We start from the raw sequence: 753 nt of genomic DNA, 5'->3' as shown, positions 1-753 counted from the left end.
TCTAGGAAACTCCCGCTAGGGAGGTTGTCGCGCCGCCGCCAGTAATATCGGTCAATTACCGGTCGATCATGATCGGCGAGTCGACGGGTGCAATTTCCACCAGTTTTTCGATGCCGATCGGAACAGCCGGCGAACAGTAACCCCGCCACGAATGGGCCGGCTGATGCCGATACCTCCCGATCGGCGCCCCATCGTGGGGCTGTCAGGTGATCCGTCAGGTGGTGTCGCCGTCGAGGACTCCGCTGGAGCCACCCGGATGGACTCACCCGAGTCGATCATGCGTGCCTCCCACTTATTGGCAGCGGCGACGCTACTCTCCGTAGTCGGAGGTGCCGGGAGGGGAAGATCCCAGGATCCCGGGGCGGGCTGTGTCATTTGCGTGGAAGCGCGTTTCTCCGCGGAAATCAGCCTGAGCGCGGATCGCTCGAGGTCGGTCGGTGATCCAATTTCGGTTCTCGCTGACCGAAATGGCCTCCACCGCCGACAGTATTTGGTCATTTTCTATTAGCCATGGGGGAATCATGGGAAGTTCCGCAAGGAGAAAAGCCGCAGTTGTCGCTCTGTCCACGACGGCGGCTCTGGTCGTCGCCGCGGGGCCCGCGGCCACGAGCGCGTTGGCCTTCGATGGTCACGACGGCCCGAAGGACAAGCACGTCACCAAGCACGTCGTCAAGGAGCACGGGACCAAGATCCGCTGGGAGAAGGAGAGCTGGGAGAAGAAGGTTTGGGACAAGAAGGTTTGGGACGCTAAGG

Annotated in this window: 1 pseudogene; it reads left to right on the top strand. The window is 61.6% G+C overall.

The features are described from left to right. Window positions 1-521 precede the first annotated feature (521 nt). Window positions 522-753, top strand: a pseudogene (locus tag AC08ON_RS17200) (hypothetical protein); the annotation flags it as partial.

The sequence above is a fragment of the Frankia sp. CoWAU3 genome, assembly GCF_977971855.1.
This window is presented reverse-complemented; position numbering and strand designations above follow the sequence as displayed.